The 19,320-nt window shown below is 66.5% G+C and carries 20 protein-coding genes and 5 pseudogenes; 16 read left to right on the forward strand and 9 right to left on the reverse strand.

Going from position 1 to position 19,320, the window contains the following annotated elements; translation table 11 throughout:
* The first annotated feature begins 46 nt into the window (after positions 1 to 46).
* The gene (locus tag N0A20_RS09405) at positions 47 to 1,180 is read left to right on the forward strand and encodes a GMC family oxidoreductase (protein WP_409574756.1); all 1,134 of its coding nucleotides are present in this window, start codon (positions 47 to 49) and stop codon (positions 1,178 to 1,180) included.
* A 71-nt stretch (positions 1,181 to 1,251) separates the two neighbouring features.
* Positions 1,252 to 2,220 (forward strand): ecdysteroid 22-kinase family protein, encoded by a 969-nt coding sequence (locus N0A20_RS09410; RefSeq protein WP_260584003.1) that lies wholly within the window; start codon positions 1,252 to 1,254, stop codon positions 2,218 to 2,220.
* Between the two features lie 321 nt (positions 2,221 to 2,541).
* Here N0A20_RS09410 and N0A20_RS09415 read toward each other — a convergent pair whose 3' ends face one another.
* The 6 genes and pseudogenes from N0A20_RS09415 to N0A20_RS20665 all read right to left on the reverse strand — a co-directional run.
* Positions 2,542 to 3,225 carry a nitroreductase gene (locus N0A20_RS09415; protein WP_260583882.1) on the reverse strand — a complete coding sequence of 228 codons (684 nt, stop codon included), beginning with the start codon at positions 3,223 to 3,225 and terminating at the stop codon, positions 2,542 to 2,544.
* Positions 3,226 to 3,247: 22 nt separating this feature from the next.
* Positions 3,248 to 3,439 carry a biotin/lipoyl-containing protein gene (locus tag N0A20_RS09420; protein ID WP_409574783.1) on the reverse strand — a complete coding sequence of 64 codons (192 nt, stop codon included), beginning with the start codon at positions 3,437 to 3,439 and terminating at the stop codon, positions 3,248 to 3,250.
* 50 nt (positions 3,440 to 3,489) lie between these two features.
* Entirely contained in the window at positions 3,490 to 4,500 is a 1,011-nt protein-coding gene (locus N0A20_RS09425) for an alpha-ketoacid dehydrogenase subunit beta (RefSeq protein ID WP_260583674.1), read from the reverse strand.
* Positions 4,497 to 5,486, reverse strand: coding sequence for a thiamine pyrophosphate-dependent dehydrogenase E1 component subunit alpha (locus N0A20_RS09430; protein WP_260583675.1), 990 nt, complete (start codon positions 5,484 to 5,486; stop codon positions 4,497 to 4,499). Before N0A20_RS09430 ends, N0A20_RS09425 begins: the two co-directional genes overlap by 4 nt.
* A 23-nt stretch (positions 5,487 to 5,509) precedes the next feature.
* Positions 5,510 to 5,974: an FCD domain-containing protein gene (locus N0A20_RS09435; RefSeq protein ID WP_260583676.1), complete on the reverse strand. Its 465-nt coding sequence runs from the start codon at positions 5,972 to 5,974 to the stop codon at positions 5,510 to 5,512.
* A gap of 229 nt (positions 5,975 to 6,203) precedes the next feature.
* Positions 6,204 to 6,443: pseudogene (locus tag N0A20_RS20665) on the reverse strand (GntR family transcriptional regulator); the annotation flags it as partial.
* Positions 6,444 to 6,594: 151 nt separating this feature from the next.
* Here N0A20_RS20665 and N0A20_RS09445 point away from each other — a divergent pair.
* The 4 genes from N0A20_RS09445 (at position 6,595) to N0A20_RS09460 (ending at position 11,185) form a co-directional block, all read left to right on the forward strand.
* On the forward strand, positions 6,595 to 7,938 hold the full coding sequence (locus N0A20_RS09445) for an aromatic ring-hydroxylating oxygenase subunit alpha (RefSeq protein ID WP_260583678.1): 1,344 nt from the start codon (positions 6,595 to 6,597) through the stop codon (positions 7,936 to 7,938).
* Positions 7,935 to 9,512 (forward strand): FAD-binding protein, encoded by a 1,578-nt coding sequence (locus N0A20_RS09450; protein ID WP_260583679.1) that lies wholly within the window; start codon positions 7,935 to 7,937, stop codon positions 9,510 to 9,512. Before N0A20_RS09445 ends, N0A20_RS09450 begins: the two co-directional genes overlap by 4 nt.
* An 83-nt stretch (positions 9,513 to 9,595) precedes the next feature.
* The gene (locus N0A20_RS09455; RefSeq protein ID WP_260583680.1) at positions 9,596 to 10,162 is read left to right on the forward strand and encodes a nuclear transport factor 2 family protein; all 567 of its coding nucleotides are present in this window, start codon (positions 9,596 to 9,598) and stop codon (positions 10,160 to 10,162) included.
* Between the two features lie 15 nt (positions 10,163 to 10,177).
* Positions 10,178 to 11,185 carry a zinc-dependent alcohol dehydrogenase family protein gene (locus N0A20_RS09460; RefSeq protein WP_260583681.1) on the forward strand — a complete coding sequence of 336 codons (1,008 nt, stop codon included), beginning with the start codon at positions 10,178 to 10,180 and terminating at the stop codon, positions 11,183 to 11,185.
* Positions 11,186 to 11,207: 22 nt separating this feature from the next.
* Here N0A20_RS09460 and N0A20_RS09465 read toward each other — a convergent pair whose 3' ends face one another.
* The 3 genes from N0A20_RS09465 to N0A20_RS09475 all read right to left on the reverse strand — a co-directional run bounded on the left by N0A20_RS09465 (position 11,208) and on the right by N0A20_RS09475 (position 12,884).
* A complete protein-coding gene (locus N0A20_RS09465; RefSeq protein WP_260583683.1) occupies positions 11,208 to 12,131 on the reverse strand; it encodes an SDR family oxidoreductase in 924 nt (307 codons plus the stop codon).
* Positions 12,132 to 12,192: 61 nt separating this feature from the next.
* Entirely contained in the window at positions 12,193 to 12,669 is a 477-nt protein-coding gene (locus N0A20_RS09470; protein ID WP_260583685.1) for a hypothetical protein, read from the reverse strand.
* 50 nt (positions 12,670 to 12,719) lie between these two features.
* Complete coding sequence (locus N0A20_RS09475) at positions 12,720 to 12,884, reverse strand: hypothetical protein (protein WP_260583686.1); 165 nt, start codon at positions 12,882 to 12,884, stop codon at positions 12,720 to 12,722.
* Between the two features lie 341 nt (positions 12,885 to 13,225).
* Here N0A20_RS09475 and N0A20_RS09480 point away from each other — a divergent pair, with 341 nt between their 5' ends.
* From N0A20_RS09480 to N0A20_RS20685, 10 genes and pseudogenes are all read left to right on the forward strand, one after another.
* Positions 13,226 to 13,396 (forward strand): hypothetical protein, encoded by a 171-nt coding sequence (locus N0A20_RS09480; protein ID WP_260583687.1) that lies wholly within the window; start codon positions 13,226 to 13,228, stop codon positions 13,394 to 13,396.
* 3 nt (positions 13,397 to 13,399) lie between these two features.
* A complete protein-coding gene (locus N0A20_RS09485; RefSeq protein ID WP_260583689.1) occupies positions 13,400 to 14,428 on the forward strand; it encodes a phosphotransferase family protein in 1,029 nt (342 codons plus the stop codon).
* A gap of 4 nt (positions 14,429 to 14,432) precedes the next feature.
* Positions 14,433 to 14,885: a hypothetical protein gene (locus N0A20_RS09490; RefSeq protein ID WP_260583691.1), complete on the forward strand. Its 453-nt coding sequence runs from the start codon at positions 14,433 to 14,435 to the stop codon at positions 14,883 to 14,885.
* A 10-nt stretch (positions 14,886 to 14,895) separates the two neighbouring features.
* Positions 14,896 to 15,705, forward strand: a complete 810-nt coding sequence (locus N0A20_RS09495) for an SDR family NAD(P)-dependent oxidoreductase (RefSeq protein ID WP_260583693.1) — start codon at positions 14,896 to 14,898, stop codon at positions 15,703 to 15,705.
* Positions 15,706 to 15,709: 4 nt separating this feature from the next.
* Positions 15,710 to 15,985, forward strand: a pseudogene (locus N0A20_RS20670) (aldehyde dehydrogenase family protein); the annotation flags it as partial.
* 115 nt (positions 15,986 to 16,100) lie between these two features.
* Positions 16,101 to 16,154 (forward strand): annotated as a pseudogene (locus N0A20_RS20675) (hypothetical protein); the annotation flags it as partial.
* 70 nt (positions 16,155 to 16,224) lie between these two features.
* Positions 16,225 to 17,160, forward strand: a complete 936-nt coding sequence (locus tag N0A20_RS09505) for an aldehyde dehydrogenase family protein (protein WP_260583697.1) — start codon at positions 16,225 to 16,227, stop codon at positions 17,158 to 17,160.
* 11 nt (positions 17,161 to 17,171) lie between these two features.
* Positions 17,172 to 17,243, forward strand: a pseudogene (locus N0A20_RS20680) (hypothetical protein); the annotation flags it as partial.
* Between the two features lie 91 nt (positions 17,244 to 17,334).
* Positions 17,335 to 18,777: a GMC family oxidoreductase gene (locus N0A20_RS09510; RefSeq protein WP_260583698.1), complete on the forward strand. Its 1,443-nt coding sequence runs from the start codon at positions 17,335 to 17,337 to the stop codon at positions 18,775 to 18,777.
* A pseudogene (locus N0A20_RS20685) lies at positions 18,774 to 19,217 on the forward strand (SDR family NAD(P)-dependent oxidoreductase); the annotation flags it as partial. The gene N0A20_RS09510 and the pseudogene N0A20_RS20685, both read left to right, overlap by 4 nt.
* Positions 19,218 to 19,320 lie beyond the last annotated feature (103 nt).

Here is a 19,320-nt window from a genome sequence, read left to right on the forward strand (position 1 = left end):
AGCCGGCGGTCCGCTGAATATCACCATCCACCCGACCAAGCGGCCGGTGCTGGAGGCGATGATCGCCGCCGCCGCGCAGATGGGCGTGCCGACGGTCGAAGACCTCAATTCGCTCGACAGTTCGGGCTTCGGCTATCAGCCGCGCAACATCTGGAAGGGCAAGCGCCAGAGCGCCGCCAAGGTCTTCCTGCGCCCCGCGATGCAGCGCCCGAACGTCACCGTCATCACCGGCACCGACGTGCTGCGCCTGACGCACGCGGGCAAGCGCGTCACCGGCGTGCGCATCCGCAATGCACAGGGGGAACGCGACGTCGCGGCGCGCGAGGTGATCCTCAGCGCCGGCGCGCTCAACTCGCCCACCCTGCTCCAGCGATCGGGCATCGGCCCCGCTGCGCATCTCAGGAGCGTCGGGGTCGAGGTGCTGCACGACGCCCCCGGCGTCGGCCACAATATGCGCGAGCACCGCCTGCTCCGCGCGCAATATCGCCTGCGCAAGGGCAGCGAAAATGCCTCCTTCCAGGGCGCGGGGCTCTATCTCAGCGCACTGCGCTATTTCCTGCTCAAATCGGGCCCGCTCACCTCGGCGGCGTTCGAGGTGGGCGGCTTCATCCGCACCGAGCCGGGCAGCGGCCGCCCCGACGCGCAGCTCGGCATGGGGCCGATGTCGATCGACAGCAGCACGCCGGGCCTGTCACTGCACGGCTTCCCCGGCGCGATGTGCGGCGGCTATGTGATGCGGCCCGAAAGCCGGGGCAGCATTCTGATCGGCGGCCCCGACATCGCGACCCCGGCTATCATCGACCCCAATTATCTCGCCACCGATTACGACCGCCGCGTCTCGGTCGCGCTGTTCCGCTTCATCCGCACGATGTTCGCCCAGCCCGCGCTCGCGCCCTTCGTCGTCGAGGAGATCGACCCGAGCGCCGGGATCGAGACCGACGACGAGATCATCGACGCCTATCACCGCATCGGCGGCGCGGGCTATCATGCGGCGGGCACCTGCCGCATGGGCGAGGACGAGGCTTCGGTCGTCGACACGCGGCTGCGCGTGCGCGGGGTCGAGGGGCTGCGCGTCGTCGACATCTCGGTCATGCCCTCGCTCGTGTCGGGCAACACCAACGCCCCCGCGATGGCGATGGCGTCGCGCGCGGGCGAACTGATCCTCGCCGATGCGGATTAGCGTCCCCGAAACGCTGGAAGGCGTCACCGTGCGGCTGGCTGGGCGAGGCGCTCGCCCCGCGTTTCCCCGGGGTGCGGATCGACCATGCCGAGCCCGTCGACGTGATCCACGGCGCCTGCACCAAGGTCCGCCTGTCGGTGCGCGGCGACCACCCCGCCCTGCCGCCGACGATGCTGATGAAGGCGGGCTTCGAGCCGCACAGCCCGGACATGCGCAAGATGCACGTCAACGAATATCACGCCTATCGCGACCTGATGCCGAGCACCGGCCTCAACGTCCCCGATTGCCTGTGCGCGGCGATGGACGAAGACGGCCGCGCGCTCGTCATTTTGGAGGACCTCTGCCTGCGCGGCGTGCGTTTCCTGTCGCTGCAGCGGCCGATCGGCTTCGACCTCGCCAAGGGCTTCCTCGCCGGGCTGGCGAAGCTGCACGCGCGCTGGTGGGACGCCCCCGAGCTCGACAGCGACTTCGCCTGGGTGCCCGATACGGGCGAAACGGCGCTCGAACATTATTTCACCCTGCTGCTGACGCCCGACCTTTTCGAGACCTACGCCACCTCGCCGCGCGGCGCCGCCATGCCGCGCATGCTGCTCGACCCGCCGCGCATCCGCGCCGCGCACGCCGCGATGCGTGAGGCGCACAAGGGGCAGGCGCGCGTGATCAACCATGGCGACATGCACCTCGGCAATCTCTACCTCGACGCCGACGGCACGCCGGGCTTTCTCGACGCGCAGCCGAGGCTCGGCGCCTGGTCGATCGACGTCAGCTATTTCCTGATCGCCGGGCTCGACCTCGTCGACCGGCGCCGCTGGCAGGGCGCGCTGCTCGCCCATTATCTGGGTTGCCTGAAGGCGGAGGGCATCGACCCGCCGTCCTTCGACGACGCCTGGGCCGCCTTTCGCCGCGATGTGGTCTGGGGCCTGCTGATCTGGATGCTCAACGGCTCGCATTTCCAGACCGAGGCGAACAACACCGCCGCCGCGACGCGCTTCGCGATGGCGATGGTCGATCTCGATACATTCGGCGCGCTCGGCGTCTGAACGATCGCCGGCGCGCCTTCATCGTCCCATCGACGCCGGCGGCCGCTCGCGCATCCTGTTCGATGGCCCCGGCGGCGCGGTCACCGCGCGCTGACAGAGCGACGGCGCAACGGCGGGATAGCAGCGCCGATACCGAGGAGGCCGGTTTCGGGCGGGAGCTGACATTCGTTCTCCCCTCCCTGCAAGGGAGGGGCTGGGGGTGGGTGGCCGCCGAAGGCGGCGCTCTTCCTCTTGCTCGCTGCGCTCGCTACCCACCCCTAACCCCTCCCTAAAAGGGAGGGGAATGACTGCTATCCACCCCAAAACAGCCGCGCCCCAACCCTACTCCGCGAACCCCACAAAGGTCGCGGCTTCATCCACCGCCTTGCGCGTCGACACCACCCCGTTCGCCGGAAAGCTCTCGTCGGGCCAGCCGATCGCGATGCAGATCATGATCGTCTGGTCGTCGGCGATCCCCGCTTCCTGCCGCACCACTTCCGAATGCATGATCCCCTGGCTGTTGATCACGCAGCCCAGCCCCTTCGACCAGGCGGCGTTGACGATCGCGGTCGCGACCGCGCCGCAGTCGAAGGGCGCGATATCGCTGCCGACGAGGACCTTGTCATAGGTGACGACGATGCACGCGGGCGCGTCGAACTGGCGGAAACCGCGCAGCACCCAGTCGAGGCGTTTGGGTTTGTCGTCGCGCGCGATCCCCATCGCGGCGAACAATTGCTTGGCGATGCCGACCTGCCGCTCGCGGTGCACGCCCTCGTAATTTTCCATGCCGCGGAATTCGCGCGTCGAGGGGATGCGCTCGAGGTTGCGGCGCGTGTTCCCTTCGCGGATGCGCGCCAGCGGTTCGCCGGTGACGACATAAAAATTCCACGGCTGGGTGTTGAGCGACGAGGGCGAGCGCATCGCCAGCGCAAGAATGTCGCGGATCAACGCCTTCGGCACCGGATCGTTTTTGTACCCGCGGATGCTGCGCCGACCGTTCACCACCGCGGCATAGGCCGCCGCCATCGCCTCCCGCTCGTCCACGCGCTCAGCCGATCTCCGCGATCACGTCGCCGACCTCATAGGTCTCGCCGACCTCGCCGATGATCTTCAGCTTGCCACTCGCCGGGCTTTCGACCTCGTTGGTCGATTTGTCGGCCTCCAGCGCATAGAGCGGCTGGCCCTCGCTCACCTCGGCGCCATCCGCGACCAGCCATTCGGCGAGAATGCCTTCGTTCATCGAAAAGCCGATCTTCGGCACGATCACTTGTACTGCCACTCAGGGCCTCCTTAACTGGCGATGTCTTTGATGGCCGCGAGGATGCTGTCCCCGTCCGGCGCGTAGGCGTTTTCGAGCGGCCGCGAATAGGGCACCGCGCTATAGGCGCCGCCCAGCCGCTTGACCGGCTTTTTCAGCGCCCCGAACAATTCCTCGCCGATCACCGCCGCGATTTCCGCACCGGCGCCATGCTGCTTGACCGCTTCATGGACGATGATGACGCGGCCGGTCTTGCGCGCCGACGCGAGCACCGTGTCACGGTCCCACGGCGCGATCGTGCGCAGGTCGATCACCTCGACCGAAATGCCCGCTTCCGCCGCCTGGTCGGCGGCGGCACGGGCGAGCATCGCCATGCGGCCATAGGTGACGATCGTCACGTCGCTGCCCTCGCGCTGCACCGCCGCCTGGCCGAGCGGCACGCGGTGGCCGCTCGACGGCAGTTCGAAGGACATGGGCGTGCGATAGGTCGGCATATTCTCGATGAAGATCACCGGATCGGGATCGTCGATCGCCGCGCGCAGCAGCCCATAGGCATCCTCGGGCGTCGATGGCGTGCAGACCTTGACTCCCGGCGTATGCGCGAACCAGGCCTCCAGATAGTCGCAATGCTGGCCGCCCGACCCGAAACCGAGTCCGGTCATGGTGCGGACCACGATCGGCACGCTCGTCTGGCCGCCCGACATGAAGCGCAGCTTCGCCGCATGGTTGACGATCATGTCCATCGCCACGGTGGTGAAGTTCATCAGCATGATCTCGGCGATTGGTTTGTAGCCCGCAAGGCTCGCGCCGATCGCCGCGCCCATGATCGCCTGTTCGGAGATCGGCGTCGACCGCACGCGGTCGTCGCCAAAGCTGGTGGAAAGCCCCTTGGTGATCTTGGCGATGCCGCCGCCCTCGGGGTCGGCGAGATCCTCGCCCAGCGTGATGACCTTGGGGTCCTCGGCGAAGGCATCCTGATAGGCTTTCGAGATCGCCTCGATGATCGTGACCTTGGGCTTGGCCGCTTTTTCCACCGCGCTCATGCCGCGATCTCCTGCGCGAAGACGTCGAAGCGCAGATCGTCCGGCTCGGGCCAGGGCGAGGCGAGCGCATGCTCGATCGCGCCGTCGATCCGCGTCTCGATCTCCGCCTCGACCGCCGCCAGTTCCTCCTCGGTCGCGATGCGGTCGGCGATCAGGCGCGCGCGCAGCGCCGGGACCGGATCGGCCTCCATCGCCGCCGCTTTCTGTTCCTTGGGGATATAGCTGTCGTCGTCGCCGAAATTATGACCGAAGAAGCGGAAGGTCATGCATTCGAGCAGGGTCGGCCCCTCGCCCGCCCGCGCGCGCGCCACCGCCTCGGCAAAGGCCGAATACATCGCCTCCGGGTCGTTCCCGTCGACACGCACGCCGGGAATGCCATAGCCCTCGGCGCGGTTTGCGATATTCTTGCCCGCGGTCATCTTCTCGAACGTCGTGTGCTCGGCGAACAGATTGTTCTGGCAGACGAAGATCGTCGGCAGCTTCCACACCGCGGCGAGATTCATCGCCTCATGGACCGCGCCGATGTTCGACGCGCCGTCGCCGAAGGTGCACACCGACACGCGGTCGCTCCCGTCGAGCTGCGCCGCCCAGGCCAGGCCGTTGGCGATCGGCGCCGACGATCCGACGATGCCGGTGGTGACCATAATCCCCTTGGGCGGATAGGTCAGGTGCATCGGTCCGCCCTTGCCCTTGCACGACCCCGTCGTGCGGCCGATGAGTTCGGCCCACAGCTCGTTCAGCGGAAAGCCCTTGCCCAGCATGTCGTGGATGCCGCGATAGATGGTGCAGATGGTGTCGTCGTCGCGCAGCACCTCGCCCATCACCGACGGGATGATCTCCTGCCCGCGATAGCTGTAATAGACCATCGCGATCTGGCCCGAGAGAATCACCTTGCGGGCGCGCTCGTCGTTCGCCTTCAGCAGCGCCGCGCGCTCGTAAATCGACCGCAGAACCGCTGAATCCGCCACGAATTGCTTTTCGGCCATCCGTCTCACTCCCTCGAACAGACTTATTTATCAGTGCAATCCGCTATATGATTACACTGCTTCTGTCGAGAGGCGATATACGCGATATGCGCGATGATCCCGAAAATCAGTCGATCAGATCGACCACCGAATTCGGCCCCACCTGCGCCAGCCAGACCTTGCCGCACGGCGACCATGTGCGACTTCCAGTGCGCCTCCGCACCGGCGCCATCCTTCGCCTCGATCAGGTCGACGAGCTTGGAATGCGACTTGAGCCCGAAGCGAAGCTGCTTCATCGAAAATTCGGGGTCGATATTGATATTGCGCCGCTGCGCGAGGTTCATATGCTCTTCGACCAGCCCGCGCAGCGCGTGGCTGAACATGATCAGCGTCTGGTTCCCGGCCAGGTCGATCATCGTGCTGTGGAATTCGGAAATCATCGTGGTGACCGCGAAGCGGTCGCGAATATGGCTCAGTTCGCCTTCGATCAGCGCCCGCAGCAGCGGCACCGCCCTTTCGCTGTTGCGCTCGGCGACCAGCCGCGCCGCGCGGCGGCTCGATCAGCGTGCGCATCTCGTACAGGTCGCCGATGGTGACATTCTTCGACTGCAGCGTGATGCCCGCCGCGCGCTCGATCATCTCGTAATTGGGCGAACTGACGCGCGCGCCGCCCCGCGCCCCGCGCGCCACGGTGACCAGCCCTTCGGATTCGAGAATGCGGACGGCCTCGCGAATCGTCGGGCGCGATACCTCGAACTCGGCGATCAGGTGCGATTCAGCCGGAAGCGTGTCCCCGTCGACCAACTCGCCGCGGATGATGGCATTGCGGATCTGCTTCGCGACAAGTTCCGCGGTCTTGGGAACACGTACGGCCGCGGCATTGCTGCGATTGCCGACCGGTATTGCAACGAAAGCGTTAGACAAGTTTAATTCCTTTACCGTCGCGCGCCTTTTGCCCCGAAATGCTGTAAGGTGCAAGCATGCGCGAGCCGGGCACGAAGAGAGACTCGCCCCTTGCCAAAAGTCATGTTACCTAGTTAGATGATAAAAAAGAGATGTCGGCACGCATCGGCATGGCGAAACGCGGGCGCATTCAGCGAACTGGATGGGCGTAAGGAGAGGAATTTCGATGAACGTTCAGACCAAGGACGGGCTGCAGCAGGACGGGGCCGGCTATGTCGTTGCGGCCGACCACTATATCTCGCCCGAATTCGCCAGGATCGAGGCGGAGAAGCTGTGGTACCGCGTCTGGCAGATGGCATGCCGCGAAGAGGAAATCCCGAACGTCGGCGACTTCTACACCTATGACATCGTCGACCAGTCGATCATCGTGATCCGCGTCGCCGAGGACGAGATCAAGGCTTATTATAACGTCTGCCCGCACCGCGGCCGCACGATCACCGAGGGCTGCGGCCACGCCGCGCGCCTCTTCTGCAAATTCCACGGCTGGTCGTGGAAGCTCGACGGCACGATCGCCAAGGTGGTCGACCGGCACGAATGGCCCGAAGAATCGCTGACCGACGACGACCTCAACCTTGTCCCGGTCAAGGTCGGCCGCTGGAGCGGCTGGGTCTATATCAACCTCGACCCCGACAGCGTCAGCCTCGAGGAACATCTCGCCCCCGCCAAGGCCTATCTCGACCCCTATGACATCGGCGGGATGAACTATCACTGGCGCAAGTCGACGATCTTCGACTGCAACTGGAAGGTCGCGCTGGAGGCGTTCAACGAGGGCTATCATGTCCAGACGACGCACAACCAGATGCTGCGCTATTTCGACGACTGGACGCAAAGCTATGCGCGCGGCCGCCATTCGCACTTCGGCTATTGGGAATCGATGCCGATGGGGTCGCGCTCGCCGCGGCTGACCGGCGGCAAGCCGACCGAGGATATCCGCCCCGGCATCCGCGACTATATGGAGGATATGGCGGCGACGCTAAACGCGGGGTCGTCGGTGCAGACCGTCTATGCCGCCCGCCGGGTCGAACAGGAAGTGCCGCCGGGCACCCCACCAATGGAAGTGCTGCAGAAATTCGGCCAGTTCATTTATGAAAATGCGATCGCGCAGGGCCAGCAATGGCCCAGCATCACGCCCGAGCAAATGTATGCCGCGGGGGTCGACTGGCATCTTTTCCCCAACCAGATCATGCTGATGGGCCCGACCGGCCTGCTGGGCTATCGCGCCCGCCCGCTCGGCACCGATCCCGACAAGTGCATCTGGGACGTCTATTCGCTCCAGCGCGTCGCGCCCGGAACCGCGCCGAAGGTCGAGCATGAATGGAGCCAGGACCATGCCGATGTCGATTTCTGGGGCCTGATCCTGACCCAGGATTATCAGAATATGGCGGAGGTGCAGAAGGGCATGAAGTCGCGCGCCTTCAAGGGCGCCAAACCCAACCCGCGGCAGGAGATCGCGGTGATCAACTTCCACCGCAGCCTCGACGATTTCATCGAGAACGGATACGGCGAATGAGCACCGCCTGGGACGAAAGTGCCGACTTCGTCGTCGTCGGCAGCGGCGGCGGTTCGATGCTCGCGGCGATCGCCGCGGTCGACGCCGGCAAGAAGCCGCTGATCCTCGAAAAGACCGACCGGGTCGGCGGCTCGACCGCGCTCTCGGGCGGGGTATTCTGGATTCCGAACCATCCGCTGCAGGCGCGCGAAGGCATCGACGACAGCGCCGACAAGGCGCGGACCTACATGGATTCCGCGGTCGGCGACGTCGGTCCGTCGACTTCGCGCGAGCGCAAGGACATGTTCCTGAAAATGGGCCCGCGGATGGTCGAATATCTCGAAGCCAAGGGCATGCCCTTCGTGCGCTACGGCGGCTGGTCCGACTATCATGACGACCTGCCCGGCGGTCTCGCCGAAGGCCGCTCGCTGGGCGTCGAAATCTACAATATCAAGAAGCTGGGCAAGGAGTGGTATCCCAAGCTTCGCCGCGGCGAATTCGGCGTTCCGGCCAAGCGCGCCGAAACCAAGCATCTGACGCTGATGAAAGTGACCTGGGCGGGCAAGTTCGCGATGATGAGGATCGGTCTGCGCCTGATCCGCAACAAGATATTGGGCATCCACCAGGTCGGCTCGGGCGCCGCGATCCAGGGGCGCATGCTGAAGATGGCGCTCGACCATGGCGTCGACATCCGCACCGATTCCCCCGTCACCGACCTGGTCGAACAGGATGGCCGCATCGTCGGCGTGGTGACCGAAAGGAACGGCAAGCCGTGGCGGGTGGAAGCGCGCGACGGCGTGCTGATCAATGCCGGCGGCTTTGCGCGCAACGCCGAGCTGCGCAGGAAATACGGCCCGCAGCCCTCCTCGACCGAATGGACCAACGCCAATCCCGGCGACACCGGCGAAATGATCGAGATCGCCCGCGCGCATGGCGCGGCGCTCGACCTGACCGACCAGGCGGTGTGGATTCCGACCTCGGTTCCGCCCGACGGCCCGCCGCTGATGAACGTCCCCGACCTGCCGAAGCCGCATTGCATCCTGGTCGACAAGGCCGGCAAGCGGTTCGCCGACGAAGCCCAATCCTATATGGCGAACGGCCAGGACTTTTATGCGCACGGCGCGGTCCCCGCCTACGCGATCATGGATGCCTCCTATTTCAGGAAATACAGCTGGGGCTTTCGCATGGGCGCCGTGCCGCAGATATGGCACGACAGCGGCTTCCTGAAATCGGCCCCCACGCTGCGCGAGCTGGCGGCGAAGATCGGCGTCGATCCCGACGGGCTCGAGGCGACCGTCGCACGCTTCAACGGGTTCGCGGCGACCGGCAAGGATCTCGATTTCCACCGCGGCGACAAGGCCTATGACCTGGTCTATGCCGACCGGACGAACAAGCCGAGCCCGACGCTCGGCCCGATCGAGACGCCACCCTATTATTCGATCGAGGTCTTCCCCGGCGACGTCGGCACCTTCGGCGGCATCCTGACCGACGAATATGCCCGCGCGCTGCGCGACGACGGGTCGGTCATCACCGGCCTTTATGCGACGGGCAATTCGACCGCTTCGGTGATGGGGAAAACCTATCCGGGCGCCTAGCGCGAGCATCTCGCCTTCCTTCATCTTCGGATGGGTCGCCGCGCGCCATGCGCTCGGCCAGGTTCCGAATTGACGGGGCCGGCATGGAACCGTCCCTCGAAACGATGGTGCGCGAACTTTACGACAAGCAGCAGATCCGCGAGGTCGTCACGCGCTACTGCCGCGGCGTCGACCGCATGGACCGCGACCTGTTCCTGTCGGCCTATCATCCCGACGCGATCGACGACCATGGTTTCGTCGTCGTCGGGCCGAAGGAATTCTGGTCGTGGGTCAATCATTATCACACCAATGCCCAGGCGGCGCACCAGCACATCATCACCAACCACAGCTGCGAACTCGACGGCGACACGGCGCATTGCGAAACCTATTGGATGTTCGCGGCGCTCGATCGCAACGGACAGAATCTGACGATCGGCGGCGGACGCTATATCGACCGGATGGAAAAGCGCGGCGGCGAATGGCGGATCGCGGCGCGCAAATGCGTGCCCGACTGGGGCGGCCAGCCGGTCGCGACCCAGATCAGCCCCGAAGCGCGCGCGATGCTGGCGCAGAGCGGCAGGACGGCGCGCGATACCAGCGACTGCTCCTACGAACGTCCGCTGACCATCCCCGCCGACCGGATCGGCATCAACGTCGATATCCTCGCCTAGCGCCTGATCGGACCGATGCGTTTCTATCGCCTGCGCGATCATGGCTCGATCGACAACCTCGTCGTCGAACAGGGGCCGGAACCGCAAATAGCACCCGACGAGGTGCGCGTGCGAATTCGCGCCGTGTCGCTCAACGCCCGCGACCTGATGATGGTCTTTGGTCCTTCGCCCTATGGTCCGAAACCGGGGATCATCCCGGTGTCCGACGGCGCGGGCGAAATTGTCGCATGCGGTTCGGCGGTCACCGGCATCGCCCCCGGAACCCGCGTCGTCATTCCCTTTCGTCCGGGGTGGATCGACGGCCCGCTCGAAGCCGGATCGATCGCGACCGATCTCGGCGGCGCCGTCGATGGCGTGCTCGCCGAGCAGGTCGCGGTCGCGGCGCGCGCGGTGGTGCCGCTGCCCGACGCGGTGTCGTTCGAGCAAGCGGCGGCGATGCCGTGCGCGGGCGTGACCGCCTGGACCGCGCTCGATCGGGGTGCGCCGCTTGGCCCCGGCCGCACGGTGCTCGTCCTGGGCACCGGCGGAGTCTCGATCTTCGCGCTGCAGATCGCGCGGGCGAAAGGCTGCCGCGTGATCGCGACGACCTCGACCGACGCGAAGGCGGACCGGCTGCGCGAGCTCGGTGCAAGGGACGTCGTCAATTATCGGGACTGCCCCCAATGGAGCAGGCGAATATTGGAACTGACAGACGGACGCGGCGTCGACCGCGTCGTCGAAGTCGGCGGCGCGGGAACCTTGCCGCAATCGATGGCGGCATTGGCGCCCGAGGGCGAAATCGCATTGATCGGCCTGCTCGCCGATCCGATGAACCAGATCAGCCCGTTGCCGCTGATGCGGACGATGGGGGTGATCCGCGGCATTTCGGTCGGTTCGCGCGCCGATCTCGCCGCGCTCGTCGATTGCGCCGCCACGCATTTCGCGCCCGTGATCGACCGTGTTTTCGCGTTCGACGAAGCCCCCGCCGCCTTCGCCCATCTCGCGTCGCGGCGGCATTTCGGCAAGGTGGTGATCCGGGTCTGATAGGCGCCGGATCACCCTCCCCCTATTTCCCGGTGAACCGGTTGCGGATGTCCCAGGTGAGCGCGCGCGTCGTCCCCTCGCTGCACAGCCCCTCGAAGGTCCAGCCCTCGACCGCGAACTGGCTGCGCACGAACTCCGGTTCCTGGATCAGCGCGACATGGCCGCCGTTGATGTAAAGCTCGCGCCCGTTGAGATTTTCCGACAGGTCGGAACAGAGCCAGGCCGTGACGGCCGCGACATTCCACGGGCGGCCGTCGGGACCGCTGTTGCCGATCCAGTGGTTCGACAGCGGCGGAATCTTCAGCGTGTTCATCGCATAGCCGAGCGTCTCATACACCTCGGGAATGTTCATGTTGCTCGGCCCGGAGATCGGCCGCACGACATTGGCGCGCACCCCGAACTCGGCGAGCTCGCGCGCCACGGTGCGCGTCATGCCGACGACCCCTTCCTTGGCGGCGCTGTAGTTGACCATGCCGTAATGGCCGAAACCCGACGGCGAGGCGAAGTTGACGATCGCCCCGCCCTCTTTCTTCAGATGCTCGGCGGCGGCGCGGATCGTCGCGAAATAGCCCTTCAGATTGACCGCCAGGACGATATCGAAATCCTCCTCGCTCATTTCGGTGATGCGGCGCGGACGGATGATGCCCGCATTGTTGATCAGGAAATCGAGGCGCCCGAACGTGTCGATCGCACAGTCGACCACCGCCTGCCCGCCCGCCATCGACGCGACGCTGGAGGTTTCGGCGACCGCCTCGCCGCCCGCCGCCCTGATCTCGTCGACGACCTGCTGCGCGAAGCTCGCATCGCCGCCGCCGCCCTGCGGCCCGCCGCCCAGATCGTTGACGACGATCTTCGCGCCCTCGCGCGCCATCAGCAGCGCCGTCTCGCGCCCGATCCCGCGCCCCGCGCCGGTGATCGCCGCGACGCGACCGTCAAATTGTCCCATGTCCTGCTCCCGCTTGCTTTTGCTATCGATTCCCGATTAAAGGTATAAAAGGTTTATACGATTATGCGCCAAATTCAACGGCGCAAAATGCCTGGATGCCCGGCGAATGAATCGGGCCACCACGCGGGAGAGAGGCATGCTGAGCGCGTTCGACGACTATCCCTATCACCAGATCGCCGATCATTTCGATGCGAGCGGCACGGGCGACCATCGCTTCTTCGACCGTTACTGGTGGGTCGCCTATGACCGCGAGAACCGGGCGCAGGTCAATTCGGGACTCGGCGTCTACAAGAATATGAACGTCCTCGACGGGTTCGGAACGATCCTGATCGACGGAATGCAGCACAATGTCCGCACCTCGCGCCGCTGGCGCCCGAACATCGGCCGGATCGGCGCGGGACCGCTCGATTATATCGTCAAGGAGGGACTCAAGAGCTTTCGCCTTCTGCTCGATCCCAATGATTTCGGCGTGTCGTTCGACCTCAGCTGGGAGGCGATCCTGCCGGCTGTTCGACGAGCCGCACCACAAGCGCCACATCGACGGCGTGCTGCACGAGGACTACCGGCGCTTCTATCAGTTCGGCCGCGTCAACGGCTGGGCCGAGGCGCATGGCCGCAGCGGATCGAGATCGCCGACTGGTTCGGCTTCCGCGACCGCTCCTTCGGCGTGCGCCCGGGCGTCGGCGGCCCGCCGCCGCCCACTCCGCCTGCGCCGCCGCGGCATGGCCGCGCGACCGCGCTCATCTCGGGCATGGCCTTCGCCTGCGAGGACGGGACACACGGCAGCATCCAGATCCAGGAGGACGACACCGGCCGTGTCGTCTATTCGGGCGGCAAACTGGTGCGCCGCGATGGCGACGGCTGGCGCGACGCGGTCATCGACGGGGCGAGTGTCGACATCGGCCTGGTGCCGGGTACGCTGAAGCCGACCGCGCTCAACTTCGACTTCACCGCCGACGGCGAAAGCTACGAACTGCGCGGCACGCCGCTGTCAGAGGGCTTCGTCTATCAGGGATATGGCTATTACAACGGCTACCGCGACCAGCGCGGGCTCGGCGCCTGGCGGGGCGAGGCGGTGCTGGAAGGCGAAACCTATGACGTGCGCGATCTCGTCGAAGGTCCGCGACCTCAGCGGTCACGCGAGCTTTCCCGCCATATTGCCGCACGAATATCCGCTCGCGATCAGCCTGAACGGCGCGCCCGGCATGGCCGATTCGATGATCGGCTTCACCGGCCCGCACCCGCGCTACCGGCCGCAAGGATAAGCCATGCCGCTCTATCAACCGCTCAACGAGCCGCAGATGACGGCCTATTTCGGACAGCTTTTTCCGGACCGCCCCGGCCTGCGCCTCGAAACCGTCAAACGTTCCTATCCCGGCATGTCGCGCGAGACCTGGTGGATCACCCTCGCATGGGACGCCGCCGGCGGCACCGCGCAGGAGAAATTCGTCGTCCGCCTCGACCCGCCGGGCGGCTGCATGTCCGACAGCCCGCTGAAGGACGAAAGCGAAGTCTATCGCCTGCTGCACGGCACCGCGGTCCCGGTGCCGCGGCTGATCGTCCACGAGGACCGGCCCGAATGGCTGCTCGAGGGACGCGAATTCACCGTCCGCGAATGGATCGAGGGCGAGATCGAGCCCGCCTGCCTCCGCGACGACAGCGAGGCGGGGCGCGCCGCGCGCATCGCCATCGTCAAGGAACAGATGGACAAGCTCGCCGCGATCCACGCGCTCGACTGGCGCGCGATGGGGTTCGGGCATTTCCTCACCGTCCCCTCCGACCCCGAAAACTGCGGGCGCGAGGACGTCGTGCGCCATCTCGATATGCTCGACCGCCACGCGCAGGAACCGCTGCCGGGGCTGCGCGAGATCGGCCGCTGGCTGCTGGAAAATCCGCCGCCCGCACCCGCGCGCATCGTGCTTCGCAAGGAGAATAACGGGATCGGCGAGGAAATCTGGCGCGACGGCCGGATCGTCGGCATGTGCGACTGGGAAGGCGCAAGCCTCGGCGATCCGGCGCTCGACCTTGCCGTCGCGATGGGGACCACCGCCAGATATTGGGGCGAGGAGGAAGCGCTCGCCTATTACAACAGCGTCGCACCGCACCCCGTGACGATGGAGGCGGTCGCCTGGTACCGGCGCTTCTGGGGCTACAAAGGCGCGTGCGCGCTGCATTCGGCGCTCCGCAACTATAACGATCACCGCGACCGCCGCGTGCAACTGCTCACCCTCGGCTGCCTCTATCCGGTGATCGTCCAGGCCAATCTGTCGGCCGCAGCCGCGTTCGGGAGGGCCTGATCCCATGAATCCTTCGGCACAGGATATCCTTCGCGGTTGCGTCGAGAATCTCGAGGAACTCGTCGCGCCCGAACTCACCAGCCCGCATGCGAAAAGCGCGATGATGTGCGCGCGAATGCTGATCAACCATGTCATCCTGCGTCTCGAGCAGGAGGGTGCGGCGCTCGCCGCCGACTGCCGCGAAAAGCGCAAGCTGCTCTGCACCCTGGCCGACGCAGGCGAGTTCCCCGCCTCGCTCGCCGCCGAAATCGGCACCCTCGCCGCCGATCCCGAGCCAGACCACACGGCGATCGCCGTGCTCACCGCGCGCGACGACGCCTGGAAACGCCTTTTCGAAAAGGCGCTCGCCGAACCGCTCTCCCCCGCCGTCCGGGACGGCCTGCGTGCGCAGCTCGCCGCGCAGATCGGAAGGGAAAACAGCTATTGCGCCCCGGCGCTCGATGGACCGATGTTCTGAGGGATAAGAGATGACCGACAACCAGACTCTGCCGACCGCCCTCGCCCCCTTCACCCTGACCGGAAAGGTGGCGCTGATCACCGGCGCGGCATCGGGCCTCGGCAAGGCGACCGCCGGGCTGTTCCTCGACGTGGGGGCGAAGGTCGTCATCGCCGACCTCGACGCCGACGGCGCGCGGGCGACCGCCGCCGAGCTTGCGGGCAAGGGACCGACGCTGGGCGTCGGCATGGACGTATCGGACGAAGCCGCCGTACAGGCCGGCTTCGCCGCCGCGGCGGCCGCGTTCGGCGGGGTCGATATCCTCGTCAACAACGCCGCCTATCGCGGCAAGGCGAACACGATGGACATGTCGGTCGCCGAATGGGACATCATGCACGCGGTCTGCGCGCGCGGCAGCTTCCTGTGCCTGCGCGAGGCGGTGAAACAGATGCGCGGGCGCGGCGGCGGGGCGATCGTCAACGTCTCGTCGATGAGCGCGCAGCATCCGACGATCTTTCCCAACATGCATTATGATTCAGCCAAGGCCGGGGTCGACGCGATCACGCGACTCGCCGCGGTCGAGTTCGCGAAGGACGGCATCCGGGTCAATTCGGTGCTGCCCGGCGGCATGGCGACCCCCGGCCCCGACAAGATGCGCGCGGCGCAGGCGGCGGGCGGCGCGGTGATCGCCGGACCCGCGACAATTCCGGGGCGCAATCCGATGGGGCGCATCGCCGACCCGATCGAAATGGCGCGCGCGATCCTGTTCCTCGCCAGCGACGCGGCCAGCTATGTCAACGGCGCCGAACTGCTCGTCGATGCCGGTTTCACCAAGGGGTGAGCCGATGACGGATTTTCTGGCGAGCAACCGGCCGCTGATCGGCGATACGCGCCCCGCGACGACGAGCCTCGGCACGCGCGATCATGTCAATCCGGCGACGGGCAAGGTTCAGGCGGCAGTACCGATCGGCGGCGCGGCGGAAATCGGCGCGGCGGCCACAGCCGCGGTCACGGGCCAGAAGGCATGGCAGGCGCTTGGCCCCGAACGACGCCGCGACTGCCTGCTTCGCCTCGCCGACCTGATCGAAACCGACGCGTCCCGGCTGCTGACGATGGCGGCGCTCGAATGCGGCACGCCCTTGTCGAGCAATTCGAGCGGCCTCGCGCTGTCGTGGATCCGCTATTACAGCCGGCTGGGCCGACAAGATCGAGGGCAGCTACAGCGAACCCTTCGGCATCGCCGGCATCGCCTATTCGCGGCACGAGCCCATCGGGGTGATCGGCGTTATCATCCCGTGGAACTCGCCGCTGGTCGCCATTTCGATGACCGCCATCCTCGCAATGGCCGCCGAGCAACGCCGTGATCCTCAAGCCGCCGACGCAGACACCGTTCGTCGCGCTGCGCTTCGGCGAGCTGGCGCTCGAAGCGGGCATTCCCGCAGGCGTACTCAACATCGTTCCCGGCGATGCGGAGGCGGGCGAGGCGCTGATCGCGCATCCGGCGGTGGGCAAGATCAGCTTCACCGGCGGCGATATCGTGGCGAAGGCGGTGATGCGCACCGCCGCCGAGCATCTGAAGCCCGTCGCGCTCGAACTCGGTGGGAAATCGGCCAATCTGATCTTCGCCGACGCCGACCTCGATCTGGCGGCGGCGATGGCCGCCAGTTGCAGCCTGATCCCGTTGGCGGGTCAGGGCTGCGTCCTGCCGACCCGCGTCTATGCCCATGGCGCGATCTTCGACGAGTTCGTCGAGCGCGTGCGCACTAATGCCGAAAGCTACAAGCTCGGCGACCCGCTCGACCGCAGCACGGTGATCGGGCCGGTGATCAGCGAAGCGGCGGCGCAGCGGATCATCGGTGTGATCGACCGCGCCAAGGCGGAAAGCGGCGGGCAGCTGGTCACCGGCGGGCGCCGCGGCCAGGGCGGGCTTGCGGCGGGCAGCTTCGTCGAACCGACCGTTTTCGCCGGGGTTGCGCACGACAGCCACCTCGCGCGCGAGGAAGTGTTCGGGCCGGTGCTGTCGATCATCCGCTTCGACGACGATGCCGATGCCGTCGCGATGGCGAACGACAGCCGCTTCGGGCTCGGCGCCTATCTCCACACCCGCGACCTGTCGCGCGCCCATAGGGTCGCGGCGCAGCTTCAGGCCGGCTGCGTCGCGGTCAACGGCATGCTGCCGATGGCCGCCAACCAGCCCTTCGGCGGCGTCAAGCAGAGCGGCTTCGGCCGCGAGGGCGGGCGGCCCGGCCTCGAGGAATTCATGCAGATCAAGCAGGTGGTGCTGCATCTGCGTTGAAGGACGCCAGCGTGAACGAGGAAGCGGATTTCATCATCGTCGGCGGCGGCAGCGCGGGCTGCGTCCTCGCCGCGCGGCTCAGCGAAAATCCGCGGCACCATGTCCTGTTGCTGGAGGCCGGCGGCAAGGGCGACGATTTCCTCGTCAAAATGCTTAGCCGGAACCGCCAAGCTGATGGGCCACAAGCGGTTCGACTGGTGCCTGCCGACCGAAGCCGACCCGACGATCGGCGATCGCACGATGCAATGGGCGGCGGGCAAGGCGCTCGGCGGCAGTTCGGCGATCAACGGCCAAGTCTATATGCGCGGCGAACGCTCCGACTACGACAATTGGGCGGCGGCCGGATGCACCGGCTGGGGCTATGACGACATCTTCCCCTATTTCCTGAAGGCCGAGCAGTTTCATGCGCCGACGATGCAGTCGCACGGCCGCCACGGCCCGCTCAGCGTCTCGCCGATCCGGGACCCGCAGCCGATTGGCCAATATGTCATCGACGCCTTCGTTCAGGCGGGCATCCCGCTCAACGAGGATTATTGCAACGGCAGCCAGACCGGCGTGTACCGCATTTTCGCGACGCAGAAGGACGGCCAACGCTGCTCGGCCGCGCGCGCCTATCTCGACCCGGTGCGCCATCGCCCCAACCTGACCGTCGTGACCGGCGCGCACGTCGACCGCATTCTGATCGCCGACGGGCGCGCGGCCGGGGTCGAGGTCCGCATCGACGGGCAGCGGCGCACGATCGGCGCGCGCCGCGAAGTGCTGCTCTGCGCCGGGACATTGCTGTCGCCGACGATGCTGATGCGGTCGGGGATCGGTCCCGGCGAACAGCTCCGCGCGCATGGAATCGCGGTGCAGCGCGACCTGCCCGGCGTCGGGCAGAATCTGCGCGAACATAACAGCATCAGCATCGCCAAATTCGTGAACATCCCGACGATGAGCGCAGAGCTTGGCGCGTTCCACCTTGCGCGCCATATGCTGAAATATATGCTGTTCCATCGCGGGCTGCTCACCACGCCGGCGGTGCAGGTGATGGCGGCGTTCCGAACGGACCCGGCCCTCGCCGACCCCGACATCATCCTGTCGATGCTGCCCGTCGCGGTGACCTTCAACGACAAGGGCGACGCGGTCGTCGAAAAGCGCCCGTCCTTCTCCTTCGGCTTCCATGTCGCGCGGCCGGAGAGCCGCGGCGAAATCCGCCTGCGCAGCGCCGATCCCGACGCGAAGCCGGTGATCGACCACCGCCTGCAAAGCGCCCAGAGCGACGTCGACAAGCTGGTGGCGGGATTGAAGATCGTCGAAAGCCTGTGCCGGACCCCGGCCCTGTCTGCGATCGTCACCGGGACTTTGCGGCCCGACCCGATGCCCGAAAGTGACGCGCAATGGGAGGCTTATGTCCGCGCATCGGGCGGTATCGGCTATCATGCGGTGGGAACCTGCCGCATGGGGGCGGACGGCGACGCGATGGCGGTGCTCGACCCGAAATTGCGCGTGCGCGGGATCGCCGGGCTGCGCGTGGTCGATGCATCGGTGATGCCCGGGCCCGTCTCGGCGAACACCAATGCGCCGACGATCATGATCGCCGAACGCGCCGCAGAATGGATCGGAAGGGAAGCATGACACTCGAACGCATTTTCGGCGTGGCCGATCGCAAGGCGCTGGTCATCGGCGCGACGCCGGTCGGACAGGCCACCACCGCCCTGTTCAACGCGTTGGGCGCGGAGGCCGAACTCGCCGACATCGTCCCCGGCGAGGCCGCCATCGCGGACGCCGTTTCGGCTTTCGTGGCGCGCCATGGCCGGATCGACGTCATGGTCTATGCGGTCACGCGCATCGGCACCTATGCGCTGCCGACGATGTCGCTCGACCAGTGGGACCAGCTCCACGACGCCAATTTGCGCGGCGCTTTCCTGGCGATGCGGGCGACGATCCCGGCGATGCGGACGCAGGGCGGCGGCGCCATCGTCGCGGTATCGACGATGGGTTCGGTTCATCCGGTGCTGAAGGGCAATGGCGCCTATGGCGCGTCGAAGGCGGGACTGAACGGCCTCGTGCGCGCGGCCGCGCTCGATCACGCCGAGGACGGCATCCGCGTCAATGCGGTGCTGCCCGGCGCGGTGCCGGTGGGCGACCCGCCCGCCGACATGGAACGGCTCGGCGGCC

The organism is Sphingopyxis sp. PET50 (assembly GCF_025244705.1).
Taxonomy (GTDB): Bacteria; Pseudomonadota; Alphaproteobacteria; order Sphingomonadales; family Sphingomonadaceae; genus Sphingopyxis.